At 56.8% G+C, this 26,024-nt stretch carries 17 protein-coding genes and 1 pseudogene; 11 read left to right on the forward strand and 7 right to left on the reverse strand.

Annotated features, from left to right (window positions below):
• Nucleotides 1–304 (reverse strand): annotated as a pseudogene (locus LIO64_RS10215) (hypothetical protein); the annotation flags it as partial.
• A gap of 282 nt (nucleotides 305–586) precedes the next feature.
• On the opposite strand from LIO64_RS10215, the gene LIO64_RS10220 reads away from it, so the two are divergent.
• The 3 genes from LIO64_RS10220 (at nucleotide 587) to recJ (ending at nucleotide 8,632) form a co-directional block, all read left to right on the forward strand.
• The gene (locus LIO64_RS10220; protein WP_290549342.1) at nucleotides 587–3,646 is read left to right on the forward strand and encodes an autotransporter domain-containing protein; all 3,060 of its coding nucleotides are present in this window, start codon (nucleotides 587–589) and stop codon (nucleotides 3,644–3,646) included.
• A 217-nt stretch (nucleotides 3,647–3,863) separates the two neighbouring features.
• The gene (locus LIO64_RS10225; protein ID WP_290549343.1) at nucleotides 3,864–6,725 is read left to right on the forward strand and encodes a beta-N-acetylglucosaminidase domain-containing protein; all 2,862 of its coding nucleotides are present in this window, start codon (nucleotides 3,864–3,866) and stop codon (nucleotides 6,723–6,725) included.
• Between the two features lie 224 nt (nucleotides 6,726–6,949).
• A complete protein-coding gene (gene recJ, locus LIO64_RS10230) occupies nucleotides 6,950–8,632 on the forward strand; it encodes a single-stranded-DNA-specific exonuclease RecJ (protein ID WP_290549344.1) in 1,683 nt (560 codons plus the stop codon).
• Nucleotides 8,633–8,718: 86 nt separating this feature from the next.
• Here recJ and LIO64_RS10235 read toward each other — a convergent pair whose 3' ends face one another.
• Nucleotides 8,719–9,000, reverse strand: coding sequence for a DUF3892 domain-containing protein (locus tag LIO64_RS10235; RefSeq protein ID WP_290549345.1), 282 nt, complete (start codon nucleotides 8,998–9,000; stop codon nucleotides 8,719–8,721).
• A gap of 854 nt (nucleotides 9,001–9,854) precedes the next feature.
• On the opposite strand from LIO64_RS10235, the gene LIO64_RS10240 reads away from it, so the two are divergent.
• The 3 genes from LIO64_RS10240 (at nucleotide 9,855) to LIO64_RS10250 (ending at nucleotide 13,527) form a co-directional block, all read left to right on the forward strand.
• Entirely contained in the window at nucleotides 9,855–11,015 is a 1,161-nt protein-coding gene (locus LIO64_RS10240) for a 2-isopropylmalate synthase (RefSeq protein ID WP_290549346.1), read from the forward strand.
• Nucleotides 11,016–11,746: 731 nt separating this feature from the next.
• Complete coding sequence (locus LIO64_RS10245; protein WP_290549347.1) at nucleotides 11,747–12,574, forward strand: PEP-CTERM sorting domain-containing protein; 828 nt, start codon at nucleotides 11,747–11,749, stop codon at nucleotides 12,572–12,574.
• Nucleotides 12,575–12,696: 122 nt separating this feature from the next.
• Nucleotides 12,697–13,527 carry a PEP-CTERM sorting domain-containing protein gene (locus LIO64_RS10250; RefSeq protein WP_290549348.1) on the forward strand — a complete coding sequence of 277 codons (831 nt, stop codon included), beginning with the start codon at nucleotides 12,697–12,699 and terminating at the stop codon, nucleotides 13,525–13,527.
• A gap of 64 nt (nucleotides 13,528–13,591) precedes the next feature.
• On the opposite strand, the gene LIO64_RS10255 is transcribed toward LIO64_RS10250, so the two are convergent.
• Both LIO64_RS10255 and LIO64_RS10260 read right to left on the reverse strand, forming a co-directional pair.
• Nucleotides 13,592–15,463, reverse strand: coding sequence for a 4-alpha-glucanotransferase (locus tag LIO64_RS10255; protein WP_290549349.1), 1,872 nt, complete (start codon nucleotides 15,461–15,463; stop codon nucleotides 13,592–13,594).
• Between the two features lie 192 nt (nucleotides 15,464–15,655).
• Nucleotides 15,656–15,991 (reverse strand): hypothetical protein, encoded by a 336-nt coding sequence (locus LIO64_RS10260; protein ID WP_290549350.1) that lies wholly within the window; start codon nucleotides 15,989–15,991, stop codon nucleotides 15,656–15,658.
• A gap of 225 nt (nucleotides 15,992–16,216) precedes the next feature.
• Between LIO64_RS10260 and LIO64_RS10265 the strand changes: the two genes are divergently transcribed.
• Nucleotides 16,217–16,837, forward strand: coding sequence for a hypothetical protein (locus tag LIO64_RS10265; RefSeq protein WP_290549351.1), 621 nt, complete (start codon nucleotides 16,217–16,219; stop codon nucleotides 16,835–16,837).
• Nucleotides 16,838–16,957: 120 nt separating this feature from the next.
• On the opposite strand, the gene rimO is transcribed toward LIO64_RS10265, so the two are convergent.
• The 3 genes from rimO to LIO64_RS10280 form a co-directional block, all read right to left on the reverse strand.
• Nucleotides 16,958–18,316 (reverse strand): 30S ribosomal protein S12 methylthiotransferase RimO, encoded by a 1,359-nt coding sequence (rimO, locus tag LIO64_RS10270; protein WP_290549352.1) that lies wholly within the window; start codon nucleotides 18,314–18,316, stop codon nucleotides 16,958–16,960.
• Between the two features lie 26 nt (nucleotides 18,317–18,342).
• Nucleotides 18,343–19,779: an NfeD family protein gene (locus LIO64_RS10275; RefSeq protein ID WP_290549353.1), complete on the reverse strand. Its 1,437-nt coding sequence runs from the start codon at nucleotides 19,777–19,779 to the stop codon at nucleotides 18,343–18,345.
• Between the two features lie 78 nt (nucleotides 19,780–19,857).
• A complete protein-coding gene (locus LIO64_RS10280) occupies nucleotides 19,858–20,895 on the reverse strand; it encodes a tyrosine-type recombinase/integrase (RefSeq protein ID WP_290549354.1) in 1,038 nt (345 codons plus the stop codon).
• 380 nt (nucleotides 20,896–21,275) lie between these two features.
• On the opposite strand from LIO64_RS10280, the gene LIO64_RS10285 reads away from it, so the two are divergent.
• The 4 genes from LIO64_RS10285 (at nucleotide 21,276) to dnaG (ending at nucleotide 26,023) form a co-directional block, all read left to right on the forward strand.
• Nucleotides 21,276–22,076: a glycosyltransferase family 25 protein gene (locus LIO64_RS10285; protein ID WP_290549355.1), complete on the forward strand. Its 801-nt coding sequence runs from the start codon at nucleotides 21,276–21,278 to the stop codon at nucleotides 22,074–22,076.
• Nucleotides 22,077–22,143: 67 nt separating this feature from the next.
• Nucleotides 22,144–22,953, forward strand: coding sequence for a glycosyltransferase family 2 protein (locus LIO64_RS10290; RefSeq protein ID WP_290549356.1), 810 nt, complete (start codon nucleotides 22,144–22,146; stop codon nucleotides 22,951–22,953).
• Between the two features lie 50 nt (nucleotides 22,954–23,003).
• Nucleotides 23,004–24,053 carry a glycosyltransferase family 8 protein gene (locus tag LIO64_RS10295; protein WP_290549410.1) on the forward strand — a complete coding sequence of 350 codons (1,050 nt, stop codon included), beginning with the start codon at nucleotides 23,004–23,006 and terminating at the stop codon, nucleotides 24,051–24,053.
• Nucleotides 24,054–24,214: 161 nt separating this feature from the next.
• Nucleotides 24,215–26,023, forward strand: a complete 1,809-nt coding sequence (gene dnaG, locus LIO64_RS10300; protein WP_290549357.1) for a DNA primase — start codon at nucleotides 24,215–24,217, stop codon at nucleotides 26,021–26,023.
• Nucleotide 26,024 lies beyond the last annotated feature (1 nt).

A 26,024-nucleotide genomic window follows, 5' to 3' on the forward strand; every position in this document is an offset into this window, starting at 1 on the left:
TCCTGGCGGTCTGCGGGCTGTTTTGAGGAGAAGGGGCGGGGGACGGTACCCGTACCGGGACGGCGGCGGGAGGCGTCCGGACGGCCTGCACCGGACTTGCCGCAGGGGTGGGAAGGATCTTTCTACTTTCCTCCGGGGCTTTCTGCGGGGAGGAAAGGGAATCCAGGCGTTCCTTCAGTCCGGTGACCTCCTTTTCCAGCGTTCTGACTTTTTGTTCCAGAGAAACGACCTGGCAAGCCTTCACAAACGTGAAGACCATTCCGGAAAGCAGGCCGAGCACCAGCAGAAGAATAAAAAAATCCATTGGGAAGGAAGGGGTAGGGAAGCGTATTCTAACAATAAAGGACGGGATTGCAAAATACAAAAGGGGACATGTCCCGCTCTCCTGAAGGCGCAGAATAATACCGGCCGTGGCAAAGTCCGCGGATGGCGTCGGCCGTAATGACAGAAGTGATTCTCCGCAATCATTTAAAAATGAAGAGTGGAGAGTTTCGGTGCCGGGAAGATGACTCAAAGCGGTTTTTTTGCTATTGCTGCTGGATAACTAATTTGTTATTTTCTGCTATGCATTAACGTGCAAATATTTATGAAAATTACGATTCCTGTTTCATTGCGCCGCAGCCTCGTTGCGGGCTTCTTCCTGTCCCTCTCCGCTTCCGGGGCGGATTATACCGTGGACGTCTCCCGGCCCTCCGACCCTGGCCGGAAGGTGTACCAGACTCTGGCGGAACTGGCCTCTGCCGGAGTCCTGGCAGCAGGAGACACGGTCATTCTGAATAACGACGATTCCACCCTCACTTCCAGTCTGCCCGTTCTGGTCAACTTCCGCTCCAGTGATCCGGAGACGCCGCGTATGGTGGATCTGTCCGGATTGGGAAATGCGCCTTTGTTTAATCCGGCCACAGGCAATTACACGCTGGGTATGGAATCCGTCGTCTTTTCCGACGCTCCGGCCAGAGTGTTTCTCTACCTCGGCAGCTCCAGCTCTGCTCCCATCTCCTTAAAAATTTCCGACAACGCCACTTTTACGGAAAATGACAGTTCCGACAGCGGTTCTGCCTCCCGCTACGGAGGGGTGATTTGCCTGTATTCATCCGCGGCTGCCGCGCTGACGATGGGAAACAACGCGACGTTCACCTATAATCACGCTGCCGGCAATGGGGGAGCGATTGGCGTGCACTCACACGGCAACACCGCTGCGCTGACCCTAGGGAACAACGCCGTATTCACCGGGAATTACGCTTCCAACAACGGCGGAGGAGCGATTCATGTGTACGGGGCAACCGGTTCCGCAGCGGTTATAGGAGACAACGCCACCTTCACCGGCAACTATATTTCAAGAGGCTATAGCGGCTCCGGGGGAGCCATTTACGTCGTCATGCCGGACAGCACCAAATACGGTGGAAACAGCCTTGTCATGGGCGCCAACGCCGTGTTTTCCGGGAATTATGTTTCCGGCCGTTACAGCAACGGCGGAGCGATTGCTCTTTTATCATCATCCCGTTCGGAAACTTCCACGCTGGTTCTTGGGCCCGGCGCGACGTTCACCGGGAATTACGTTTTTTCTTCCGCCGGCCCCTCCTACGATAGCGTATGCTCCGGAGGAGCGATTTACATAGTTTCATCAAGATATTCCAACATTACGGTGCAGGACGGCGCGACTTTCACCGGAAATTACGCGGGAACCAAAGGCGGGGCCATTCTTGTGCAGGGCAGCTACGCAGGCAGTTCCAGCCAGTTCCTGGCCCTGACCCGTGACGTCCTTTTCAGCGGCAACATGACCGGAGGCACGTTTACCCAGCACGCGGACGGTTCCTTCTCCGTGGAAAACGGCATCGCCAACGCGATCCATATGGGAGGCGATCAGAGCATCCAGCTGGCCGCAGCCGAAGGCAGGCAGGTTCGTTTCAATGATCCCGTCACCAGTGCGGCCCTGAGTCTCAGCGGGGAAAACATTGCTTTTTCCATCAACCGGTACACGGACGGCGACAATCCCCGCACCACCGGCGGCACAGTCGTCTTCAGCGGGGAGCTCTACCAGGGGGAAGATTCCCATCTGGTTGCCAGCCGTTATAACAACTTCAAGGGACAAACCACTCTTTACGGGGGTACCCTTGTTTTGGAACACAACGTGGTCTTCGGCAATTCCGACCTGAGGGAGGATACTTCCATGACCCTGCAGAACGGCACTCTGGAAATCACCGGCGGCAGCACGGTCAACGCCGCCTCCTTCACCGTCTCCCATGCGGATATCGTCCTGCGTCCGGGAACCAGCGCCTTCATCAATGCCCGGGACGTAGATATTTCCCACGGCTTCATCTTCGACATGCAGAAACAGCTTCCGGGAGCTTCTTCCCCGCAGTCCTCCCACGGGATTTCCATTTCCGCTGCGAATTCCTTCACGCTGGGCGGTTCCATCGGTATTCTGGACAACAGCGTATCCGCGGACTATTTTTATGCAGACAACTCCTGGGCGCAGGAGCGCGTCTTCGTGGTGCTTACGGACTCGGACAAGACGCATGAGGGCGATTTCTCCGGCCCTCATTCTCTGGCCACGGGCTCCGAGCATGTGGACAGTCCCTACGCCTACACGGGCACCTGGAGCCACCAGTGGCTGGACGCGGACGGCGACGGCTTTGCCGAACAGCTCCGGCTTGTCTGGACGCCCACGCCGGGGGAAGAGATCATCCAGGACATCCTGCCCGAACTGGCAAGTGACATGACCCTGAATTCCATGTGGTCCTCCGCCTCCAACGCCCTCGGCGTGTCGGGCGCCGCCCTCGGCAGCCTGGACGCCCTGCGCTTCCTGACGGGGCCGGAAAACAACTATTGGGTCAAGGGCCTGGGGGATTTCCTCTATCATGGCTCTGAAGGCGCCCGGGACGGGTTCGACTACAACGGCGGCGGATATGCCGTGGGAGCGGACCGCAGGGTGGCGAAGAATACCATCCTGGGCCTGGGATTCGGCGACCTGTACGGCAGGTTGTACAGCCGCAGCTTCGTGGGAGACATCGGCCAGCAGACCCGCATCGCCATGCTTTATGGAGGATGGTACAAGGACCTCGGCAGGAAGGACGCCCTCATGTTGACAGGTTCCGCGGGCTACGGCTGGACGGCCAACAGGATGAATTCCTTCCATACCGGCGGATGGTCCCACGGAAAATGGACCAACCGTACCCTGGCCGCCACCCTCAACGGGAAGTGGAGCCGCCGGGTGAGTGAAGTGTTGGCGGTGGATTTCATGCTCGGGCTGGAATACACGGACGTGACCCAGGGATCGTTCACGGAGACGGGATGGGACGCGAGCCGTTTTGAAAAAGGGCATTTGAAAAATCTGTCCCTGCCTGTGGGCGTGGGCCTGACCTGCCGCAGCGAATTGAAGGGAAGGGAGTGGATCAACAGCGTGGCGGTAAGCTACCTGCCCGATGTGTACCGTGAAAACCCGAGCGCGCCTGCCCTGCGCCTGCTCAACGGTTACCGTTGGGAAGCCAGGGGAACCGCGCCCGACCGGAATGCGGTGAGGGTGAACGTGGCCAGTGCGCTGCAATTGAACGCGCGCTGGAGGGCGTACGCGGGATACGAGTTTGAGGGAAGGGACAAGGCTGTGGCGCACCGGTTTAATGCCGGGGTGAGTTACGCCTATTGATGGCATCCTAAAAGACCCTCCGGCTCCTCTTTCCCATGGAAAAAGGCCGGAGGCTATCCCGTGATCCTGATGTGCTCCGGGAAAGGTTCCGGGAGGCCTGGACGGTGCGTCCGTCCAGGCCTCCGCGCTTGTTCTTTGTTGACATAGTGCCGGATGGGAATGGACGGTTTTTTCTTGAGGTGGAAAGTATTTTCTGATTCCATTATGGCGCATCATCATGAACGGTTTTCAACTTCTCCAATGTGGTTTAAGCGTGGCGACCCTGCTGGGCGGTTCCGCTTTTGCGGCGGCGCCCGCCGTGTATCCGGCTCCCCAGCAGTCCAAACTTTCCTCCCAGACGGTTGCTTTCTCCGGAAAGCCTTCCGTGGTGATCCGTTCCGCCAGGACGGCCGGAAACAAGCTGCTGAACGGCGTTCCGGAGAAATCCGGGGCCTACAAGCTGGTCATCTCCCCGCAGGGAAAAGTGGGCATAGGCGCCCATGACGAGCGCGGCGCGTTTTACGCCATGCAGACGCTGCGGCAGCTGGGAACGAAAACCGGCGGTGAAGGCGTGACGCTGCCCGTAGGGGAAATTACGGACTGGCCGGACATTGAGTTCCGCGGAACGGTGGAAGGATTCTACGGTACTCCGTGGAGCCATGAGGCCCGTTTAAGCCAGCTGCGCTTTTACGGCCAGAACAAGATGAACACCTACATCTACGGGCCGAAGGACGATCCCTACCACTCCTCCCCCCACTGGCGGGACCCCTATCCCGCGGACCAGGCCGCCCAGATCAAGGAACTGGTGAAGGTGGCCAGGGAAAACCATGTGGACTTTGTCTGGGCCATCCACCCCGGCAAGGACATCAAATGGACGGAGGAAGACATGAACAACGTCATCAAAAAATTTGAGATGATGTACAAGCTGGGCGTGCGTTCCTTCGCCGTGTTCTTTGACGACATCTTCGGGGAAGGCACCAAGGCGGACAAGCAGGCCCTGCTGCTGAACAAGATCAACAACGAATTCGTCAAGGCCAAGAAGGACGTCACTCCCCTGGTCATGTGTCCCACCCAGTACAACCGCAGTTGGTCGGATTCCAAGCCGGGAACCTATCTGGACATTCTGGGCGAACAGCTTGATCCCTCCGTCCATATCATGTGGACGGGCGACTCCGTGTGCCATGACATCACGCTGGAGGGCCAGGAATGGGTGAACAAGAGAATCAAGAGGCCGTCCTATGTCTGGTGGAACTTCCCCGTTACGGACTACTGCCGCTCCAACCTGTGCATGGGCCGCGTCTACGGCCTGCCTCAGGAATCCGGATCACGGGAATCCATGAGCGGGCTTGTCTCCAATCCCATGGACAAGCCGGAAGCCTCCAAGGTAACTCTATTCGGCATTGCCGACTACGCCTGGAACATCGACGGGTTCAAGTCGGATGAAGCCTGGAAGGAGGGTGTCGTGCGCCTGTTTCCGCAGGCCGCGGGGGCCATGCAGGTCTTTGTGAACCACAACTCCGACCAGGGACCCAACGGCCACGGCTACCGTCGTGAGGAATCCGTGGAGATAGAGCCCGTGGTGAAGCGCGTACTGGAAGCCGCCCGGGAAGGCAAGGTGGTGAAGGCTGATGCGGACCTGCTCAAAAAGGAATTCGCACGCATGGCCGCCGCTGCGCCCGTGATCCGGGCCAAGGCGGACAATCCCCGCCTCATGAAGGAAATCGGCGCCTGGGTGGACGCCTTTGAACAACTGGGAATTGCCGGGCAGCACGCTGTGGTCGCCCTGGAAAACAGCAATCCCAAGGCGGCCGTGACGGATCTGGTAAAGGCCACGCAGGCGCTGGCGGCCATGGATGGCATTTCCCGCCGTCACAACCAGGAAGGCCAGCTGTACCGCTCCGTGGTGAAAACCGGTTCCCGCGTGATGACGCCCGCCGTCAATGAACTGGCGGACATCGTCTCCAAAAAGGTTTTTCCCTCCCTTGCCGGCGCTCCCGCCCTTTCCCCCAAGCCGCTGGTCAAGGGCGGCAGCATGGACAAGGCGGAACTCTTCTGTGACGGGGACCGCGGCACCTTCTGGCATTCCGGCTCCTATGGTCAGCCGGGAGACTGGTATGGCGTGGACTATGGCATGCCCGTCCCCGTGCGGAGCGTGGAGGTGCTGATGGGCCGCAATGACAAGGACGGCGACTATGTGGACAAGGGGCAGCTGGAAGGCTCCCGGGACATGAAGACATGGAAGCCGCTGGGGCCGGAAACCTCCGGCAGACAGGTGGTATGGCAGGCTCCCCACCCCGTTTCCCTCCGGGCCGTCCGCTACCGCGTTATTGAACCGAAAAAAACGGACAACGGCCGGGCCGTGTGGACCGCCGTGCGGGAAATCGCCGTCAATACGCCCCCTTCAGCCATGGCCTCTTCCAATGTGGCGGGACTGGAAGGCGTTTCCGTACAAAAATCTGACAAAATCGTGCGAATCAACCGTGTGATGGAGACGCACAAGATGAAGCCCGGCGAATTCGTTTCCCTGCAGCTGGAAGGTCCCACGGACGCCACCTGGCTGGAAATCAACCTGGAGCGTGACGACCTTAACTCCTGGGCGGAAGTGGAGCTGGATGTGGAAGGCTCCGCCAAGCCCGTGGTGCAGAAGCTGGACAAACAGGGCAAAAACTTCATTGCCAGGGCAAATCAGCTTCCCAAGGGCATCAAGGGTATGAAACTGGTGAACAAAAGCGGAAAGGAACAGGACGTCATCCTGAACATGTTCAAATTCGATGTGCCTCCCTCCGACCCGGGAACCAGCTTGGCCTCCTTGAGTGACCGGAACCTGAAAACGGTTTACCGCGCCGACGGCCCGCTGGATGTGATCGTGCCCAACCTGGACAATCCCAGGGCCACCAAGGTAATAGTGGTAGGATCTGCCGCCTTTGCCGTTCAGGCGCGCCGGGGCGAAGGCTCCTGGACTCCGGTAGGCAAAAGGAACGCCTCTCCCGGATTCTCCGAATTTTCCATTCCCGCCGGGACTTCCGCCGTGCGCCTGACGTACAAGGCCCCCCAGCCGGGCGCGATCATCAATGAGGTGATCTTCACGTCCAAGAAATAGCCGTTTCAGGCGCGGATTCCGTCTGTTCCAGCTCCGTCCGGGAAAAAAACCGGGCGGAGCGTTTTTACAGATGGAGCCATGCGGCGTGAAGGCCGCTTTTTCCCGGCTTTGACAGCCTGTTGCGGAAACAACCTTGACCCCGTTGGACGCCGGGATAAAATACTGTTATGACACCGGGCTTTCATTGGACTCTCCGCCCCTCCGTGAGGGAGGATGATCCGGTCTTGAAAGCGTTTCCCGCGGAACTGCCCCTGCTGGTCAAGCAGCTTCTGCTTCAGCGCGGATTCACCGGAGGGCCGGAGACGGACCTCTTTCTGGACCCCAGGCTTTCCCACCTGAGCGACCCCTTCCTGATGGGGGAAATGAGAGCCGCCGTGGAACGCATTTTCCAGGCCGTGGACGAGGGGGAAACCGTGTGTATTTACGGAGACTATGATGTGGACGGCGTCACCTCCGTCGCTCTTCTCCGGGCCATTCTGATGTCCTATGACCTGGACCCCCAGTACTTCATCCCCGTCCGTTCCCGGGAGGGCTACGGCCTCAGTGAGGCGGGCATGAAGCGCTGCCTCTCCGAATGTGCGGAAAAACCCAGCCTGCTCATTACGGTGGACTGCGGCACCTCTTCCGTCAAGGAAGTGGACATGCTCAACAGCCAGGGGATAGACGTCATCATTCTGGACCACCATGAAGCGGGGCCGTTGGGCCGTCCGGATGCGGTGGCGGTGGTCAATGCCAAAATTGAGGAAAACAGCCCGTACACCTACCTGTGCAGCGCGGGCGTGGTCTTCAAGCTGGCGCACTCCCTCCTGAAGGAAAGGAAGCTGAAAACCTTTGACCTGAAACTTTATCTGGACCTGGTGGCCGTGGCTACCGTCGCGGACATCGTCCCGCTGGTAGCGGAAAACAGGATTCTGGTGCGCCACGGGCTGGGCAGGCTGGCGCACAGCCGCCATACGGGCCTGAAAACCCTGACGGAAATAGCGGGCATCCGCCCCTCGGACTCCGCCAACCATGCAGGCTTCCTGAGCGCCGCCCATGTGGGATTCAGGATAGGCCCCCGCATCAATGCCGCCGGGCGCATGGACTCCCCGATGGATGCCCTGGAACTTCTGCTGACCATGGACAATCGGCGGGCCGTGCAGCTTGCCCAGATGCTGGACACCCACAACCGCAAGCGGCAGGAAGAAGAGGAAGCCATCCGGACGGATGCGGTGGAAATGCTCCATAACTCCTTTGATCCGGAACGGGACAATGTCATTGTACTGGGTTCCCGCGCGTGGCATCCCGGCGTGGTGGGTATTGTGGCCTCCCAGCTCATGAGGCGGTACCACAAGCCGGCCTTCGTCATCGCCTTTGATGAAAGCGGCGTGGGGAAAGGGTCGGGCCGCTCCATTCCCGGAGTGTCCCTGGTGCAGGCCATCCACCACTGTGCGGATACGCTGGTTTCCGGTGGCGGCCACGACATGGCGGCGGGCCTGGTGATTGAGGAATCCCGCATGGACGACTTCCGCCGGGCCTTCAACCGGTACGTGTCTGAAACCACCACGGAGGAACAGCGCAGCCCCGTGCTGAACATTGACATGGAAGTCTCCTTCCAGGCGCTGACGCTTGACCTGCTGGACAGCTATGAAAAGCTGGAACCCTTTGGCAACTCCAATCCCCAGCCCCTCTTCATGAGCTCCGACGTATTCCCCACGGAACCGCCCAAGCGCGTGGGAACCAACCATCTGAAGCTCTTCATGCGGCAGGGGATGGTGGAGCGTGACGCCATCTTCTTCAACGGAGCGGAGCGGGAACTCCCGGAACCGCCGTGGGACATCGCCTTTACGATTGACCGCAACGTGTACCGCGGCCGCGCCTCCTTGTCCATCTCCATCCAGGAGATACGTTCCCATCAGGAGATGTAGAGGATTAAGCCCATAGAGCAAGGAGTAAAAACGGCCTATTGCCGTGAATAGCAATAAGCCGCTGAATTATGGATGATTTACTCAATCTAGGCTCTGGGCAATCGTAACAGATTGTCATTAGGCGTGTCGTTTGGCTCCGAACGCACATATTTTTCTCCCTTTGGACCTGTGACAGCAATAAGTTTTGGATAATACGGTTCTTTGTACACTCGGATTATGAGACCTTTTTTGACAAATTCATGAACAACTTCTTTATCAAAGAGGACTCTCTCGTTGTTTAACCCAACAAGGTAAATTTTATCGATTTCCAAGACAGATGTAGGATAGCTACATCCTTGCTTCACTGTAATATATCGAGCATATAACATATGTTTGTGAGATTGTACCTCGTTCGCCGAATTGACATCATCGGAGGAATCTTGTATAAGACGAGTATAGTTTAGCAACTCTGATATCAACTTCTGTACGAGGTCGTGTTCAAAAAGAAAAGAGTGAGGTATTGGTGTACCTTGCTCTTTTTTGCTTCGGCACTTCCTTATTAGGGAGAATTTGCACTTTTGTCAAACCATATTTTCCGTATCCCCTAATAGGAACAATTTTTTCATTGGAGGGTTGACACATTTAGACTCTTCAATCATAATCCCGATGTCTAGAGAGTGTTCCTCTCTTTCTTATGTACTCACTTAATTGTTACAGTTCAATTATCCTTTATAGGTGTTTGAATTAGATAATAGTTATTTGTGGTACTTATAGATGAACGATGTCGCATCCTTACGGATGTGTGGATTGAAACCTATTGGGGGAAACGGATAAAAGAGAAAGATGCTCTGCCCAGCTGAATTAGTGTCAGCTGGGCAGTTCTTTATGTCGGAATTATATTATTTTCCAATAGTCCAGTTGACGAAGTAGAACTGACAAGATCATAGAGAATTAGTAGGCTTGACAGAAGTACGGATAAAGAGCATCGTTTAATCCGTTCTGCCCATTCAGGGCGGAACTACGGTAAAAATAAGCAAGATGAATCCCCTGTTCCTGCAAGGTCGTCTATTGCTACTTCTCGGACGGTAGTCCGTGAAGATATCTTGATATGCGCCGGTGAGCCGTTCCGGCGCGAGGGAAGTAAACGGCTGGTCTTGATTTTGCGTCAAAGGAATGATTCCGGAAGAGGAACGTATTCCGTGCGCAGTTTCCAAAGGAATGAACCTTTAACATTTTTACTGTAATGAAAGAACATATACACATTTTTGATACGACACTGAGAGACGGAGAACAATGCCCCGGCGCGGCGATGACCGTGGAGCAGAAAATACAGGTGGCCATGCAGCTGGAAGCCCTGGGAGCGGACATTATTGAGGCGGGCTTTCCCGTCATCTCGGAAGGTGACTTTCTGGCCGTCCGGACCGTGGCGGAACGCACGGAAAAAAGCCGCATCTGTGGGCTGGCACGCTGCGTGGAAAAGGACATTGTAGCCGCTCATGAAGCGCTGAAGGCTGCCGGAGACCGGGAACGCATCCATCTGGTGGTGGCTACTTCCCCTATCCACCGGAAGTACAAGCTGGGAAAAAGCCGTGGGCAAATCAGGGACATGGCCGTCAAGGCCGTCACCATGGCCGCCGGATTATGCGGGGAAGTGCAATTCTCCGCAGAGGACGCGTCCCGCACAGAACCGGAGTTCCTGGCGGAAGTGGTGGAGGCCGTGATTGATGCGGGCGCTGCCGTCGTCAATATTCCGGATACGGTAGGGTACACGATGCCTGAGGAATACTACCAACTGATTTCCTACCTGAAATCCAACGTTCCCAACGTGAACCGCGCCAGGCTGTCCGTCCATTGCCATGATGATATGGGGATGGCCGTAGCCAATTCCCTGGCGGCCATCCGCGCGGGAGCGCAGCAGGTGGAGGGAACCATCAACGGCATCGGGGAACGGGCGGGAAACACCGCTCTGGAGGAAGTCGTCATGGCGCTGCATTCCCGCCCGGACTTCTTTTCCGGCGTGCAGACCGGAATCCGTACGAAGGAGCTGGTGCGCACCAGCCGCATGGTGGCAGCCATGAGTGGCATGCCTGTCTCACGTTCCAAGGCCGTGGTGGGGGCAAACGCCTTTGCCCACGGTTCCGGCATTCATCAGGACGGCGTTCTGAAAAACCGGAGCACGTACGAGGTCATGGATCCGGAGGAAATCGGGTGGGGAAGGACGGAATTGCCCCTGACCAAGCATTCCGGAAGGCACGCCGTAAAAATGCGCCTGGATGCCTTGGGCCACTCTGTTCCGGAGACGGACATGGGGCGCCTGTTTGAACTGTTCAAGCAGCGGGGAGACCAGTGCAAGTTCGTGTACGATGAGGACTTGTCCGCCATGGTGGCCTCCATCCAGGCGTGAGCCTCCGCCGTCCGGGAATTCAGCGGAGAATTCCCGGACGGCCCATTCCGGAAGGAAAGGGCGGATTCCGGTGGTTTTGCTGGGCCAAGTACAATCGTATGTGCCTGGAATTCTTGTTTCTCTTTTATCTGAAGCTGTCTGTTCAAGGCATTACGTTTTAAGCAGGAAGAGGCCTGCGGAGCAGGTTTGTGGAGAGAAGTGCCGTATTGATAAAGAAGCTTGGGAGTAGGAAATGAGACGGCCGGAAATACGGAATCCTTTTCTTCGTTATGCCATGCATCTCGTTTTTCCTATCCATGAGACGGTTCTTGTTTCTTGTTAAAAGAACCGGCACATTGCCCTTGAGCTTTCTTTTTCCACGTGGGAGTACCATATCCACGTCAGGGAATTGTTTCTTGGAAACAAGTGCAAAAAATTATCCATAAGAGTGTTACGAGTCAATTAAACGAAAGACGGATTTGGAATCCGAAGTCAAAGGAAAAATCTGTGGAAAAGTTGGTTAGGGGTAATAGGGAACATAAGGATGATAGGAATAATAGGGGGCGGCAAAATTGCCCTATTGCCCCTATTATCCTTATATTCCCTATCATAGGCATCTTTGACGGCGGCTCTGACTGCTCACGGATTCCAAATTCGTTAAGAACCAGCCGTACGGTATTTCTGTACTTTTGTTCATTCTAACGAAAGTTAAAACTATAAGAAAAACATTATTAATATGTACCTGCGGTGTAATGATAGGTTCCGCATCTGCGGCCTCACTTGTCTGGAATGGGGGAGAATCCGGTGCATGGGGCACGGCCGGAAACTGGATTGATAGCGGTACGGGCAGCGCACCGGCCTCCGTCCCATCCGGCAATATAAGTGCTGCCGCTGCCAATACGTATACTCTGAACGGGCATGTGAATATTACCGAAGGCAGTATGTTCAATAACGGCAATCAGACTATTGTCATCACCAATGGTTCCTCCGTGACGCTGTCCGATGCGACGGCCAACGGTACGGCCAGGAGGTTTGACGGCGTATTCCATATTGAGGAAGGATCTACTCTTACCGTGGGCACCTCCTATTTCTACGGAGCTTCTCAAATTTACGGGACTCTGATCGTTTGTACCCAATTCGCCCCCCAGGAGGGGTCCTCCCTGGACTTTGGCTTCTCCGGCATTATGAAGCTTTCTACCTCCAATACCTATCACGGAATGGAGGGGAACGGACGCACTACGAGCATCAGCGCCACGCTGGATCTTGGTACGGGTTCCAATTACGAAGTGGTTCGGCGCCAATTGTTTGATTTGAACGGCGTTACGGATTTCGATCTGAACAAATGGGGTAATCCGTGGCAAGTTACTGCCGGAACGATCCAGGGCACAAATGGAGAGGCGCTGACGGCTGCGGATGGAGACCTTGTAGCCGGAGCCGATACGCTGGGCCAGTACAAACTGGTGCTGGATGCGAAAGACGGGTTGTACATTGATTACGTGGCGGCAGTTCCGGAACCAGCCACCGCCTCTCTGAGCCTGCTGGGAATGGCCGTTTTAATGATGCGCCGCCGCAGGGCCTGATTCGTTTATTTGCCTGTTGAAATAATCTGCCGGCCGTTTCCCTGCATTTGCCTTTTAGGGAAACGGCTGTTTTCCTGCCGGTTTTTTACGAACCGGGAATAATCCGATCCTGTTGTTCATTCATGAAGACCGCTCTCTTTTACCTTTCCTGCGCTGCGGCGTTTGGCGTTTTTCCGGCGGGCGCCGCATCGTACTGCATTGACTTCGGTCCCTTGAGTTCGGCAGCGTCTTACAAATATATTTCCACGACCAAGTTGCAGGGGTGGAACAATGTGGCTTTTTCCTCAGACCAGACAAAGACGGGGGATATTACTTTTTCGTCCAATTATTACGGAGGGGACAAGGACAAGACGCATGAAAATGCATCCGGGAAGGAGATCATTGTTTACAGTACGGAGGGAGCCGGGCAGAGCATTACCATGTCCGGCGTTAAAAACGGCTCCAGCGGAAATCTGTCCATGATTGGCGGGAGCGGTTTCGCCTACGCCCCGGATTCCCTGTACAAGAAATTTGATCCGGCAGCGGATCTGACGGTCATGCCTTCCACGGCCTATCAGGATTTCGTCACGGCCGACCATGGAGCCAGCTTTACGCTGACTTTTTCCGGACTGGCCGCGGGCGTGTATCATATCTCTCTGGCGGCAGGGCGCACTTACGCCTCCGGAGGAACGGCTCCGGGAGCCTCCTATTCGTTAAACGGAGTGAACCGTACCATTGCCGGGAATGACGGCGCGGCCGGCCAGTATGCAGGCATGCTGGAATGGCAGGAAATGGAAATAGGGGAGGATGGGACGCTGACACTCACGGTGAGCGGCCTGTATGATGAAAGCAAGGGAGAATGGAGCAGCGCCGCCCTGAACGGTCTGGTCATGATGCAGGTTCCCGAACCCTCTGCGGCCTTCCTGAACCTGCTGGGAATGGCCGGTCTGGCGTTCCGGCGCAGAAGGGGGTGAGACCCCGTATTTTCCGTAGCCGCCCGGCAAAGCACGCTTTCCGGGGTTCCCTTTCTGCTTTCCGTTAAAGCGATTTTCCGTTGGGCCACATCAGCATTTTCTTCAGGAACCGTTCATCGTTGACGGTCACTTTCGGGAAGATGCGTCTGCTGGACGCCTTGAGGGCATTGATGGCGTCTTCTCCCTGGAGCGGGGTGCGGTCAGAGCCGTCAATGACGGTGCGCAGCCATGCCGTCTGGGGCATGTTACAAGCTTCCACCGCCTTGAAGGGCATGCGTTCCCTCCAGTTGGTTCCTCCCGTGGTGCCGGGGATGTTCAGGCGCTTGTTGACGTCAAAGAGGGCGGGCCAGAGAATGGCCGCATAACGGGAGTTGGACCGGAACAGGGCATCGTACATGGCCGTCTTGATTTCCAGGTTCCAGTAGGAGAGCCATGTGTCCGGCTGCATGCCGGAAAAGTCCGCAAACCATTTGAGCAGACGCGCTCCGTCTTCCGCCTGGCGGACAATGTTTTCCTGCTCCGGGTTGGAAGGCGTTTTGGGGGAGCTTCCCTTCCACAACCCCAGCTTCCGGGCGCGCTCAATTTTGGCGTAGCTGTCGTTCCAGGTCTGTATGATGGTTTCAAAATCATGCGTGCCGAACGCCGCAAAGGAACATTCGTGATATTCCTTTCCAGGGGTGATGGTGCCATCCGTCCTGATTTCCCAGTGGGGGATCTTGAAGCCGGGGATGTCCAGCTGCCGCATGTTCGGGCGCACGTAATCCGGCACACAGCCCAGGTCTTCCCCCACCACGCTGACTCCGGGAGCGGCGGACAGCAGAAGGCGCAGATACAGGTCTCCGTCCGCCAGGTTCAGGTTGCGGTCCACGGCGTTGTCATCCGTGCGCGGCTTGAAGCCGGGGAGTCTGCCTCCCGTTCTCTGGGCCGCCTGTTCAAGGGTAAGCGGCAGAAAAACCTCGTTTTCCGTGGGTTTCCACGGGAAGGAGTAAATGCGGTAAAAGCCCAGGATGTGGTCAATCCTGTACATGCTGAAAATCTTGGTGCAATACTTCACCCGGCGGCGCCACCAGGCGAAGTTGTCCTGGGCCATGACCTCCCATTTGTACAGGGGAATGCCCCAGTTCTGCCCCCATTTGGCCGTGAAGGGATCCTCCGCGTAATTACCTTCCGCCGGAGCTCCTCCGCACCAGTCCGTATCAAACAGGTAGCGTTCAAAAAAGACGTCAGCGCTGGAGAGGGAGACGCCGATGGGGATGTCCCCCATCAGTTTCACGTTGCGTTCGTCCGCATAAATCCGGATAAACTCCCACTGTTTTTCACAGAGCCATTGAAGCCAGCGGCCGAAGTCCTTTTCTTCCTCGTAATCGGCGGCGATGGCCTTCGCCCGTGCAGGGTCCTGCTCCGGCCAGTGCCACCAGATTTCCGTGCCGAACAGGTCGCAGAGGACCTGAAAACACACAAAGTCTTCCAGCCAGCTGCCCTGTTCTTTCACCCATTCCCGGAACTTGGGCATGATGCCCTCGTACTCCGGCTTGGTTTTGAAGTTGTTCCATGCGCCCCGCAGAATCCACATCTTCCAGAATCTCACCTTGGGGTAGTCCACCAGGTCCGGACCGGAGGGCTGTTCCCATGGCAGGGTGTCTCCGGTTTCATTGAATACGCGTTCTTCCAGGCCGGGAATGGTCCAGGGTTCCAGGGAAAGGTACAGGGGCTCCAGCGCCACGGAGCTGATGGCGGAATAAGGGGATGGGCATTCGTCCCGGCCCAGGGCGTTGACAGGCAGTAATTGAAGGAATCCCACGTGGGCGTCCGCCGCCCAGTCAATCCACTGGCGCAGAGCCGTCAGGTCCCCAATGCCGTGATCGTTGTTACGGCGAAGGGAGAACAATGGCAGAACCACTCCGGCTAATCTCTTTTCATTCATATCAGAACCCATGCTTGAACGGTTCCCCGGATGGACCTGTGCCAGCCGTGGGAACCGTAGGTGGCACCATAGCATTCCCGGAAGGAATGCGGCAAGCCTAATACGTTGCCTTTGCGCCATGATTTGCGGCGTCCGCGTGAAGAGAACATGGGAGGGAGTCCGGGAGGAACGCCTGTTTTTTCCTGCCGGGAGAATCGCTCCCTTTTAAAAAGGCAGGATGTCCGCTTTTTCCATGTGGCCGGATGTGAGGGGAAAGGCATGAGGTCCGGCTGCGGGAAACAACATGATGACCCATTCTCCCTGTTTGTTGATGGAAAGCCCCGTTTTCTGCCTTTCTCCATCCTTCTTCCATGAAGTGAAGGGGCGACGGTATTGTTCAAGCATGACTTCTTCCGTCCGTGGAACTTTGTATTTGCAGAGCGCCGTGGAGAAGTAATCAAAGGAGGCATCGGAACCATGGTAGGACAAGGGAGGGGGAGCCGTCTGGACCATCAGGGGATGCATAAGCTGGCGGCCATGGACTTCCTTTGCTTTCATCATGCAGCATGATGGAACAATAAGTAAAAGTGCCGGAAAACACATCTTGATCATTTGGAAATGAAACTGGTACGTTTTACCACTATCCGGAAAGTTTTCCGATTGTCCAGCATGAAGAAGGCGGGGACTGGCAGGAAAGCGGGAATTTTTCCTTGGAAGTGAAATCCTGCGGAACAGGCGCAAATTCTACTTCCCTCCGCCATTTTCAATGGTTAGTATAACAGGCAAATGAAATTGGCACTTCTCCCTTACGCCCTGCTGGTGCTGCTGGCCTCCTGCGGCACGAACAAGCATGTGAATGCCTGGGACCGTCAGAGTTCGGCGCTGGATCCCGTAGGCATCACTTCCAAGAAAATGGCGGCCAAAAACAAGGCGGACCAGGCGATGTACAAGCCGGGAGAATCCGTGACGTTCAAGAAGGAAAAAATGATGGTGTTCCAGCAGAACCCGGAGAGCAATTTTTCCACAAGCGGAACCGTCAGGGGGGACGTGAAGAACGCCAAAGTACTGGTTTGCGGAGATTTGTTCGCCAAGGTTGAATTTGAAGACGGCAGCCAGGGATACGTGAGCCTGTCCGAGATCGTCAATCCACAGGAAATGATGGGCTTTTATCCTGTCTCCACCCCCGATATGATAGGGCCGGACGGAATGCTGCTTCCGCTGCCTGCCAATATGGGCGCCGTCAGTCCTGAAGCCGCTTCCGCTTCCCGTGAACTGGATTTGTCCCGGATGAACACCTCCCTGAGTCCCGTGCCGCCGTCCGCTTCTTCTTCCCCGGCTGCGGGTGCCGCACCTCAGGCGCCTCCCCCCGTCAACATGCCTCTTCCCGCATCCAGCGTGAAACAATAAGAGCCTGTGGCGCAAATACCAGGAACGAAAGGTCAGGGCAGGGAAAAATGGGCGGTTTAATCACCTGCCGCTTTTATCGTTGCACCTTCGCGTGTTGTCTTTGAAACCGCCTGTGGCGGTTCATTCCGCCGTCAATTCATACGCCATGGCGTCCGTTACGGTGACTGTGGCGAATTCGCCTACGGGCAGCGTGAGGGGAACGGAAACAGTTCCGTCAATGTCCGGGGCGTCCCATTCCGTTCTGGCAACGCCGGGAGCGTCCACCAGGACGCGGATGTTTTTGCCGATCTGTTCCTGGCCCGTTTCCGAGGCAATGCGCGTCAGCAGCAGGGTGGCCTCATTATACCGTCGCGCCTTGGTGCGGTGGTGCACCTGGTTGGGCATCTTGTAGGCTTTGGTGCCTTCCTCCCGGGAGAAGGTGAAAATGCCGGCCCGTTCAAAGCGGAACTCCTCAATGAATTCCATCAGTTCCTGATGGTCGTCTTCCGTTTCTCCGGGGAACCCGGTGATGAAGGTGGTGCGGATGGCTATTCCCGGAACGGCCTTCCGGATGCTTCTGAGCAGGTTGCGGATGTAGTCCCCGTCCGTGACGCGCTGCATGGCGCTGAGCATGTTGTCGGAAATGTGCTGGAGGGGGATGTCCACATAGCGGGCCACCTTGGGGCTTTCCGCAATGGCGGCGGTCAATTCATCGCTCCAGTGGGCGGGGTGGGTATAAAGAAGCCGGATCCAGAATTCCCCTTCAATGGCGTTCAGGGCGCGGATCAGGGAGGCCAGGGACTCCCCGCGGGAAGAATCCACCGCGCTGCGGCGGTTAGGGCGCGCGTCCGTCCATTTGTCCATGCCGTAATAGGTAATGTCCTGGGCGATGAGGCAGATTTCCTTTACTCCGGACCGGATGAGGGCTTCCGCTTCATTCACCACGTCCTGCTGGGAGCGGCTGCGGTGGCGTCCCCGGATCATGGGGATGATGCAGTAGGCGCAGCCGTGGTTGCAGCCTTCCGCTATCTTGATGTAGGCCGTGTGCGGCGGGGTGAGGCGGTAGCGCGGCGTTTCCCAGTCCGGCACGTACTTGCACTTGCCTTCAATAAAGTTCCGCTCCGGCGCGGTGCGGTTCATCACCTCCGTGATGATTTCCGGCAGCCTGGTGATCTGGTCCGGGCCGATGAAGGCGTCCACCTCCGGCAGCAGGGCGGGCAGTTCCTTCTGGAAACGCTGGGACAGGCAGCCCGCCACAATCAGCTTCTGGTTTTCCGGATAGGCGCCGCTCTCCCGGGCGCGCACGACGTCCAGAATGGCATCAATGGCTTCCTGCTTGGCCTGGTCAATGAAGGCGCAGGTGTTGACCACCATCACATCCGCCAGTTCCGGCTCCGGGGTCATGGTCATGCCGGCCTTCTGCAGGTGGCCGATCATGATTTCAGAATCGATCAGGTTCTTGGGACAGCCCAGGGAAATGAGTCCAACGGTGAGAGGCATGGCAGTGAATGGAAAGCGTGATGAGGTCAGTCCCCGGAGGGGGATTCGTCCTTGACGACGACGAGGTCGAACGGGCGGATATCCACGACGCGCACAGGGGTACCCTTAATGAGTATGCCTTGTCGAGAGAAAACCTCGCATATTTCGCCATGGATCATGGCCTTGCCGTTGGGCTTCAGTTCCGTGACGGCGTTCCCGCGGTCGCCTATCTGCACGCGTGCAATGCTCACCGCTTCCCCGGGGGCGCCTCCGCTGACCGTGGCGTTGGTGACGCGGCGCATCAGGATGGAATCCGGCAGGTACTTCATCAGCACGGCAATCAGGATGGCTCCTCCCGTCAGGCCCAGGGCCAGTTTCAGCAGGGGAACGCCCAGGACCACCGCCAGCGTGTTGACGTCCTCCCATTGTCCGTCCCGGATGATATGATCCCATTCCCAGGAGCTGATCATGCCGCCGAACAGGGCCAGGAAGATGCAGATGCCGCCCGCAATGGCCGCAATGAAGGTGCCGGGGATGACGAAGAATTCCACGCACAGCAGGATGACGCCCAGAATGAGCAGGGCCGCCGTTTCATACCCGGCCAGGTTCCCCGCAATGTTGTTGCCGAAGAAGAACAGGGCGAACGCGGCAATCGCCACGATACCGCCGATGCCGAACCCCGGCGTCTTGAATTCCATGTAAATGCCGCCGATGCCCAGCAGGATCAGAATGGGGGAGGCCCAGGCGATCCAGAGGCCGATGCGTTCAAAGGCGGTGGGCTCCGCCGTGACCACGGGGGCGTCCACCTTCTCCTGGGCCAGCAGGTCCGTGACGGAGGTGGCCGTTCCCTGCGCCAGCAGGGGCCTGCCGTCATCCAGCCGCGTGGCAGCCTCCTTCCCGGTCAGGGTCAGCAGGGCGCCTTTTTCCAGTTTGACGGGGCCGAACTGCTGGTCCACGTCAGACGGAATCATCATGGCCTTCACCACTTCCGGGCGGTATCCTTTTTCCGTAACCACGGAGCGGGTGAAAGCCCAGAAGGCGCTTTCCGCCTTCTTGCGCATGACGGGGTCCATTTCCTCCCCGGAGGAGGTGATGATGCCCGCCGCGCCGATGGAGGAGACGGGCGCCATGTAAATCTTGTCGCACGCCGCGGAGATGAGGGCTCCCGCGGACATGGCCTTGGGGTTCACGTAGGCATAGGTGGGGATGGTCAGCGGCTGGATGCTTTTCATCATCATCTCGCTGGTTTCCCAGGCCAGGCCTCCGGGCGTGTTCAGGTCAAACACCACGGCGCGCGCCTGTTCCTCCTGCGCCCGCTTCAGGATGCGGTTCATGAAACCGAAGCTCTGCTTGCTGGTCAGGGAATCCTCCCCCACGGGGATGACGACTACCTGGCCACGGAAGGTTTCCTCCGCGGCCGCCCGGAACGGGGACCCGGCAAACAGGGCCAGCAGAGCCAGCAACAGAAGGTGGATGTGCTTCATGCCGGAAGGCTAACATGTTCCGCCTGCACGCTCAATGGAGAAGTATGTTTCCTGGGGGCAGCCCCAGTGGAGACCGCCTTAAACGGCTTCAGACCAGAAGAGGGCTGCATCCTTGGAGGTGATGCCTTCCATATTCAAATAACGCGTTTTCAGCAGGGACAGGCAGGAGTGGCCCATTTCATACTGCAATTCAGGATAGTTGCGGAACCTTTTGGCATGATAGCTGGCGTAGCAGTGCCTCAGCACGTCCTGAATCCAGGGAATCCCATTCCGGCCCCAGCCCGCTTTTTCCCTGATTTCCTTCCATTTCCGGTTCCAGTTTTCCGGACAGATGGGGGCATTCTTCCCCGGCATGGCTTCCATCAGCCATTTTCTCAGCACGGGCCGGATGCTCACCTGCCTGCCTCCTCCCGTCTTGCTGTGTCGCGCGGGAAGGCTGACGACGTTTTCCTCCAGGTCCACCATGCCCCAGGTCAGCCTCTCCACTTCCGCCGGGCGGATGCCGGCATACAGCATCAGGCCGAAGGCCGCCCGGCATTCTCCATGGTGCAGATTCCTGACTGTATGTTTCAATTTTTCTATTTCCGGTATGGAGAGCACCCTGATGGTTTGTTCCGCGGGGGGAGGAATATCAATCGCGTTGCCGGCTGTCGGATTGCGCTGGCACCATCCCCTTTTCCGGGCTATGGAAAAAACTCCGCTTAAAATCAGCCTGGCCTTGTAGCGCTGGCGGGGGGTGGAAAAGGCGCAGTGGATCCAGGCGCGGCATTCTTCCGGACGCATGGAGCGCACGGGGTGTCCGGAAAGGCCGGGGCACTTTCGCATCAGCCTGTCACAGATATATCTGATTTCCGATACAGTGCGGTGGCGGCGGTGTTTTTTTGCCAGAAGCGTTTCCCGCACCGCTTCACGAAAAGGAACCGTTTTTTCCCTCCGTACCATTTCCTGCCTTCCCAGTTCCATGCATTTTCTGGCTCTGGCCAGTCTGGGGCCGCGGCCGGGAAGCGCCGCAAACATTTGCTGGATGAGCTCCGCGGCCTCCATGATGGAAATGCCGTATTGCCTGATGAGTTGGAGGGCGGTCCGTTCCGTGGTCTGGGTGTGTTTTCTTCTCATGGTAAATTTGTTGGGGGGTTAGTACCTTCGGATTAGTTATCCGGCATCAAGACAAAAATAAATAATGATGTAAATGTTAAATATGAATATATTATGAGAATTTTTCAATGATGGGAAATAGTTTGTTACCGAAGTTTTTTGAGAAAAATTCTCAGAAATGGATGTTTCGGAAATCAGAAGTTTGCCTGTTTTTGAACGGATAACTAATCCGGTATTAATAGGGCATCACGAGTCACGGACGGAGGAGCTTGTTGATTATTCCGGCGCCTGAAGGAATGCGGGTACGGGAATATGGGGAGTCCCGGAAGATTCCCGCTATCCGGAATCATGTTCCGTCATTCCAGGCACAGGAAGGACTCAACCGGAAAATTCCCATCACCATGGCAGTATCCCAGCCCTCTTTGTTATATTTGGCCGTTCATCTGGAGCGCGCGGAGCACCGCCTTTCCTCCCTTTTACGGCAGGCGGAACGTTTCGGAATCCCCATTCAACTTGTTCCCGCCATAGATGGCGGAGATTTGACGGACAAGGACCTGTGGAGATATGACCAAAAACGGCGCCATGCCGAATTTACCTCAGACTTGCTGCCCAATGAACACGCCTGCATCCTGAGCCATTGCAAGGCCCTGGAGGTATTTTTGAGATCCGGCGCGGATTACGGCATCATCCTTGAAGACGATATGGCCCTGCATCCCCTTTTCAATGAGGGAATCGCATGGCTGACCCGGCATACTTCTGGATGGGAATGCATCAAGCTGTTCAATGAGCATGGCCGTCTGTCTTCCCTGACCCCTCTGATGCCGGATGCCCCCGTTCAATTGGTATTCCCCAGAAAAGTGACCTGCGTGGCCGTTGGCAACCTTTATACAAGGGAAGGGGCTCTCCGTGTACTTGAAGGTTTTGATTATTATTGGAAGGCGTATGACACCTGGTGGGGTGAACTTGTCATCCGCCGCAGGATTCCCGTCTGTGGCGTATTTCCCAGCCTGGTCTATACTCTTGATCCTGAGAACAAGCACAGCACCATAGATGAAGACTGCGTCCGCTCCTGCATGGTCCGGAATGGAAAACAGGGAAGGACGATGCGTCAATGGCTGATGCACAGGGCGTGCTCCTGGCGGTTATCATGGGGGAAATGGCGCATGCGGACATGGATGAAAAGAAGGCTGTGCATTCATTGACTCCCATGGCGGCTTCTTTCCTGTTACGGAGGCCGCGGATTTTTTCAATTTGACCAATAAAGATAACATGAAACGCTTATCCATTATTACCGTATGCCTGAATGAACGGCATGGCATTGAAAAAACATGTAAAAGCATCGTCTCCCAAACCTGGATGGATTTTGAATGGATCGTGATTGACGGAGCCTCTACCGATGGCACGCTGGATGTCCTGTCCCGGTATCCCGTGACGCGGCTCGTTTCCGAACCGGATGGAGGCATTTACGAGGCCATGAACAAGGGGATCCGGCTGGCACAGGGGGAATTCGTCATTTTTCTGAACGGAGGGGATTATTTCCACCATCCGGAAGTCCTGTCGGAAGTTTTTGAAAAACAGAATTATCAGGAAGATATTCTGTGCGGTAACGTTCTATTGGCCAATAGTCTGGATAAAATCAACAGGCCCCCGCGGAACGTGTCTTCTCCCCTCGTGTTCATCGGGGAGAGTATACCGCACCAGGCGGCTTTTATCAGGAGACGCCTGTTCACGGACTATGGATTTTACGATGAAAAACTGCGCATTGTCAGTGACTGGAAGCAATGGATTGTCTTTGCGTTCAACAAATGCAGGTTCAGGAACCTGAACCTGCTGATTTCCGTTTTTGATGATAAGGGGATTTCTTCAGTCAGGCCGGACCTGCTTCAGCAGGAATATATCCAGGTGGTGAATTCCTTCTTTCTTCATGGGGAGAATTACAGAAGCGTCAAAAGCATCCGGTGGGTGAAGCTGCTGGGTTTCCTTCCCATCCTAAAAATCCGCCGTTCACGGAATAAAAGGAAAATTCTGTTATTCGGCATCTTGCCTTTGTTTTCCGTGGGAGACCAGGCCTGGACATGAAGCGGATGCCGCCCCCGGAAATTGTTGCAAACAGAAAACGGTCCGCCGTGATGAAAGCAGTAGAAAGGTTGAATGATATGGAACAGTCCTCCAAGGAAGCGGTGCACGTGGTATTTTCCACGGATGATGAGTATGCGCCTTATTGCGGCGTAGCCGTCAGTTCCCTGATACGGCACGCCTCCCCCGACCGGAATTATGAGATCTTCATTCTTGCGGACGGATTGTCTGAGGAATACCAGACCCTCCTGACAGGACTGGCCGGGGGCCGGAGCCGTGTGTCCGTTCGTCTGTTTTCCGTTTCCGCCCATTTAAGCCAGCTCAGGAACAGTGTTTTATCCCGCCTGCCGCTCGCCGCGTATTACAGGCTTCTGCTTGCTACGCTGTTTCCACGTCTGGACAGAATCGTTTACTGCGACTGCGACGTTCTTGTCTGCCATGATATTGCCGAACTTTACGATACGGAACTGGGCGACAGTCTGGCGGCAGCCGTTCCGGACCGGGCAGTCGGCATGATCGGCGGGGAATGGCTGGACCGGGCCAGGGAGATGCTTCCCGGATTGGGACTTTCCGCGGACCATTTTTTCAATTCGGGAGTGTTGCTCATGAATCTTGGCCTGTGCAGAAAGGAACAGCTGGAGTCGGCCATGATTGAGCTGTCCAAACTTCCCGGCCGCATGTGGCATGACCAGGACGTTCTCAACATGGCATTCAAGAACAGGTGGGTGCGCCTTGACGATTCATGGAACCTGACCCTCCATATGTATGGGAAGGAAGAATTTCTGCCGGGCATGGAGGCTGGGCCGTTTTCCGGCGGAGAACCGCCCCGGGTGATTCACTTCGCCCGTTCTTCCAGAAAACCGTGGGATGGCTATGACAGCCCTTATGTGTCTTTATGGTGGAGGGAGGCCAACCGTTCGCCCTTCCGCCGGGAAATCCATGCTCGCTATAACAGGAAATTCCTTACTTTGAAAAAAAGGATCAAACTTTTCCTATCCATGCTGGCGTTTTTCCTTTGTCCGCTTCCTTCCCTGAAAAGGAAGGTCCGGAAACGGCGCGTGCGGTTTGATTTGCCCCGGGGTATTTCCCGGTTCAATGTTTAGCGTGGAGAGTTTTTCCCGCCGCGGACGGGGCAGGGAATGGCGTCTTCATTCATGGGAGCGGCTGCGGAAGAAATGTTTTCCGTGATTCCGGGGCGACGGCTCCGCATCCGATTCTGTCTTCTTGAGCATCCGCCGGCGCTGTGATAGAGTGGCTGCGCCTTATGGGAAGGATTGATGAAGACAGCATCCGGCGCGTTCTGGAAGCCACTGACATTGTGGATGTGGTGGGATCCTATCTTTCCCTGAAAAGGGCCGGGTCCCGGTGGAAGGCGTGCTGTCCGTTCCACAATGAAAAAACGCCTTCCTTCATCGTGGACCAGAGCCGGCAGAACTTTAAATGCTTCGGTTGCGGGGAAGGGGGGTCCGCCATCACCTTCGTAATGAAGATGGAGAACCTGGGCTTTGCGGATACCGTCCGGAGGCTGGCGGAAAAAGCGGGGATCTCCATTGTGGAGGAGGTGTATGACGCTGCGGAGGAAAAGCGGCGCAAGGCGCGCACGGCTTTGCTGGTGGCCCACAAGAAGGCGGCAGATTTTTTTCACCGGCTTCTTCTCCGCTCCCCGAAAGCGGCGGAGGCCAGGGCCTACCTGAATTCCCGCGGCTACGGGGCGGCCATGGCCAAGCGCTGGCAGGTAGGCTGGGCTCCGGAATCCTCACGGGAGTTCCTGGCCTGGGCGCGTGCGGAGGGCCTTCCGGACCAGGTTTTGATTGATTCCGGCCTGGCCAACCGCGGGGAGCGCGGCGATTTGTACGCCCGGTTCCGGGACAGGCTGATGTTCCCCATCAACAACGTGTACGGGGAATGCGTGGCGTTTTCCGGCCGCATTCTGCGGCCCCAGGAAAACGTGGGCAAGTACGTCAATTCTCCGGAAACGTCCATTTTCAAGAAGGGGGACGTGGTGTTTGCGCTGGACAGAGCGCGCGGCCCCATGGGGAAGAGCGGAAAGGCGCTGTTGTGCGAAGGGCAGATTGACGTCATCGCCTGCCATGAAGCGGGGCTTTCCTTTGCCGTGGCTCCGCTGGGAACGGCGTTCACGCCGGAACACGCCAGGATTCTGTCACGCTACGCTTCCCGGATTGTGCTGTGTTTTGACGCGGACAAGGCGGGCATGGCGGCGGCGGACCGCGCCTTCCGGGAGCTGGCTCCTTTCGGCAAGGATGTTTACCTGGTGAACCTTCCTGCGGGGGACGATCCGGACTCCTTCATGAAGAGGGAGGGGAGGGAAGCGTTCTCGGAGATGGTGGATCAGGCCCGCCCTTTCTTTGAAGTCCGCATTGAACGCGCCAAGGAACGCGGCCTGCTGAATGACGCCGCCGCCAGCGCCGCGTTTGCCCGTGAGATGACGGCCCTGCTGGCCTGCATGAGCGATCCCGTGGCCCGTGACCTGGCTACGGCGGATGTCGCCACCAGGATGCGCACGACCGTGAATGGCCTGCGGAGCGCCGTGAGAACGGCCGGCCGCCGCAAGGGGAAGGAGCAGGCCCAGTCCGCGGACCGCACGGCCGCCATGGAGATGGAGGACGCCCAGGCGCTTCCTCCCGTGAAGATGGACCGCGCAGTAGCCGTACTCTGTGAATTATCCCTCCAGAACGCCCGTGCGCAAGGACTTATTGCGGACCGCATTGAGGAGTTGCTGGAACCGATGCGGATGCTGCAAGGGGGCGGAATTCTGAAAAAAATCCTGGCCCGGCTGCCTTCCCCGGACAGTCCTGCGGCCATCCAGGCCTTTCTGGCGTCCCTGCCCCAGCCGGAACGGGACGCCCTGGACTTGCTGAATCTGGACCCGGTACCCATTCCGGACGTGGACAGGAGCGTTCAGGAAGCCTGCTCCGGCATTGCGAAGGCCGCTCTGGAGAGGCACATCGCCTCCCTGATGGCAGAACTTGCGGACCCCTCCACGGATGCCGCCAGAAGGCTTGAATTATCGAAACTTAGTGTTGACTTGAAACGTTTACTGGGTACAATGTAGT

This window comes from Akkermansia sp. (assembly GCF_020860705.1).
GTDB lineage: Bacteria > Verrucomicrobiota > Verrucomicrobiia > Verrucomicrobiales > Akkermansiaceae > Akkermansia.

What these genes read in the sequence shown, in the direction of transcription:
- LIO64_RS10255 (WP_290549349.1), bottom strand. Translation starts at nt 15,463, where the DNA reads ATGGGTTCTGATATGAATGAAAAGAGATTAGCCGGAGTGGTTCTGCCA.
- LIO64_RS10265 (WP_290549351.1), top strand. Translation starts at nt 16,217, where the DNA reads ATGAAATTGGCACTTCTCCCTTACGCCCTGCTGGTGCTGCTGGCCTCC.
- LIO64_RS10260 (WP_290549350.1), bottom strand. Translation starts at nt 15,991, where the DNA reads ATGATGAAAGCAAAGGAAGTCCATGGCCGCCAGCTTATGCATCCCCTG.
- dnaG (WP_290549357.1), top strand. Translation starts at nt 24,215, where the DNA reads ATGGGAAGGATTGATGAAGACAGCATCCGGCGCGTTCTGGAAGCCACT.
- LIO64_RS10245 (WP_290549347.1), top strand. Translation starts at nt 11,747, where the DNA reads ATGATAGGTTCCGCATCTGCGGCCTCACTTGTCTGGAATGGGGGAGAA.
- LIO64_RS10240 (WP_290549346.1), top strand. Translation starts at nt 9,855, where the DNA reads ATGAAAGAACATATACACATTTTTGATACGACACTGAGAGACGGAGAA.
- LIO64_RS10235 (WP_290549345.1), bottom strand. Translation starts at nt 9,000, where the DNA reads ATGTTATATGCTCGATATATTACAGTGAAGCAAGGATGTAGCTATCCT.
- LIO64_RS10220 (WP_290549342.1), top strand. Translation starts at nt 587, where the DNA reads ATGAAAATTACGATTCCTGTTTCATTGCGCCGCAGCCTCGTTGCGGGC.
- LIO64_RS10290 (WP_290549356.1), top strand. Translation starts at nt 22,144, where the DNA reads ATGAAACGCTTATCCATTATTACCGTATGCCTGAATGAACGGCATGGC.
- LIO64_RS10225 (WP_290549343.1), top strand. Translation starts at nt 3,864, where the DNA reads ATGAACGGTTTTCAACTTCTCCAATGTGGTTTAAGCGTGGCGACCCTG.
- LIO64_RS10250 (WP_290549348.1), top strand. Translation starts at nt 12,697, where the DNA reads ATGAAGACCGCTCTCTTTTACCTTTCCTGCGCTGCGGCGTTTGGCGTT.
- LIO64_RS10280 (WP_290549354.1), bottom strand. Translation starts at nt 20,895, where the DNA reads ATGAGAAGAAAACACACCCAGACCACGGAACGGACCGCCCTCCAACTC.
- LIO64_RS10275 (WP_290549353.1), bottom strand. Translation starts at nt 19,779, where the DNA reads ATGAAGCACATCCACCTTCTGTTGCTGGCTCTGCTGGCCCTGTTTGCC.
- LIO64_RS10295 (WP_290549410.1), top strand. Translation starts at nt 23,004, where the DNA reads ATGAAAGCAGTAGAAAGGTTGAATGATATGGAACAGTCCTCCAAGGAA.
- rimO (WP_290549352.1), bottom strand. Translation starts at nt 18,316, where the DNA reads ATGCCTCTCACCGTTGGACTCATTTCCCTGGGCTGTCCCAAGAACCTG.
- LIO64_RS10285 (WP_290549355.1), top strand. Translation starts at nt 21,276, where the DNA reads ATGGCAGTATCCCAGCCCTCTTTGTTATATTTGGCCGTTCATCTGGAG.